Raw genomic sequence first — 2,073 nt, 5'->3', positions numbered from 1 at the left:
GCGCTGATTGATTCCTTGGCAGCGGCGACGACGGCTTCGGTGGTGATTCCAAATTCGCGGAACAGCGTCTGATAGTCGGCGGATGCGCCGAAGTGCTCGATCGAGATGCTGCGGCCGGCATCGCCGACGTAGCCGCGCCAGGTTAAAGCGAGGCCGGCTTCAACCGACACCCGCGCGGTGACGGCTTTCGGCAATACCGATTCGCGATATTCGCTGCTCTGCTCTTCGAACCATTCCAGGCAGGGTGCGCTGACCACGCGGGCTTTAATGCCTTCGAGGGCGAGCTGGGCACGGGCATCCACGGCTAACTGCACCTCGGAACCGGTACCGATCAAAATGACGTCCGGGGTTGCACCGGCGGCTTCGACCAGCACATAGGCGCCGTGCGCGACGTTCTTCGCCGAGGCGAATATTTCAGCGGACGCTGCGCCCTCGCCCCGCTCGTACACGGGAATGTTCTGGCGGGTCAGAGCGATTCCCACCGGGCCGCCCCGCCGTTCCAGGATGGTCTTCCAGGCCCAGGCGGTTTCGTTGGCATCACCGGGACGAACCACATCGAGGCCAGGGATGGCGCGCAGAGTGGCGAGCTGCTCGATTGGCTGGTGGGTGGGGCCATCCTCGCCGAGCGCGACGGAGTCGTGGGTCCAGACGAAGATCGACGGCACTTTCATGAGCGCAGCCAGACGTACCGCAGGGCGCATGTAGTCGCTGAAGATGAGAAACGTGCCGCCGAAGGCGCGAGTGTTGCCATGCAGCACGATGCCGTTGAGAATGGCAGCCATGGCGTGCTCCCGAATGCCGAAGTGCAACACGCGGCCGTACGGGTTGCCGGTCCATTCACTGGTGGAGTGCTCGCTCGGAATGAATGAGGCTGCTCCGCCGATAGTGGTGTTGTTGGATTCGGCGAGGTCGGCTGAACCGCCCCACAGTTCGGGGATGACGGTGCCGAGGGCGGTCAGTACCTTGCCGGACGCTGCACGGGTCGAGACCGCGGTGCCGCCGGGGAAGACCGGGAGGGCCTCGTCGACACCGTCGGGCAGGTCACCGGAGAGCACCCGGTCGAGCAAAACCTTGCGCTCCGGGTTGGCCGTCGCCCAAGCCTCGAACCGCACGTTCCACACGGCGTGCGCGGTGGCGCCGCGCTCCAAGGCCAGGCGGGTGTGGGCGATGACCTCGGGGTCGACGTCGAACGTCTTCTCCGGGTCGAAGCCGAGAACGGTCTTGACGCCGGCGAGTTCTTCGGCGCCGAGGGCGGAGCCGTGGATCTTGCCGGTGTTCTGCTTCTTCGGACTCGGCCAGCCGATGATCGTCTTGAGGAGGATCAGGCTGGGCTTGCTGGTTTCCATTTGGGCAGCCTCAATGGCTGCGTTCAGCTCGGCGACGTCTTCGACGTAGGAGCCGGTTTTCTTCCAGTCCACGGTCTGCACGTGCCAGTTGTAGGCGGCATAACGCGCAGCGACGTCCTCGGTGAAGGCGATGTTGGTGTCATCTTCGATCGAGATCTGGTTGCTGTCGTAGATCGCGATCAGGTTGCCGAGCTGCTGGTGGCCCGCGAGCGATGAGGCCTCGCTCGTGATGCCTTCCTGCAGGTCGCCATCGCCGGCGATGACGTAAACGAAGTGGTCGAACGGGCTGGAGCCGGTGGCGGCATCCGGGTCGAACAGGCCACGCTCGAAACGTGACGCGTAGGCGAAGCCGACGGCGGAGGCGAGCCCCTGGCCGAGCGGACCGGTGGTGATCTCGACGCCGGCGGTGTGGCCGTATTCCGGGTGGCCGGGGGTCTTGGATCCCCAGGTGCGCAGGGCTTTAAGGTCTTCAAGCTCGAGGCCATAGCCGCCGAGGTATAACTGCACGTACTGCGTCAGCGAGCTGTGGCCGACTGAAAGAATAAAACGGTCGCGACCGAGCCAATCGTTATCGGCCGGGTCCCGGCGCATGATCTTCTGAAACAACAGGTAGGCGGCGGGCGCGAGGCTCATCGCGGTACCCGGATGCCCATTCCCAACCTTTTCAACGGCGTCAGCCGCCAGAATGCGTGCGGTGTTGACCGCCTGATCGTCAACGGAATCCCAT

The 2,073-nt window shown here is 64.5% G+C and carries 1 protein-coding gene; it reads right to left on the bottom strand.

The genetic code is table 11. The annotated features are described in order from the left end of the window. Positions 1–2,073 (bottom strand): transketolase (gene tkt / locus CXY73_RS00140; protein ID WP_104176397.1); only part of this gene is annotated, 2,073 nt, incomplete at both ends.

It is taken from the genome of Cryobacterium sp. Y50 (genome assembly GCF_002929805.1).
In the GTDB taxonomy this organism is placed as follows: domain Bacteria; phylum Actinomycetota; class Actinomycetes; order Actinomycetales; family Microbacteriaceae; genus Cryobacterium.
The sequence above is the reverse complement of the archived record's forward strand: the minus strand, read 5'-3'. Positions and strand labels throughout refer to the sequence as shown.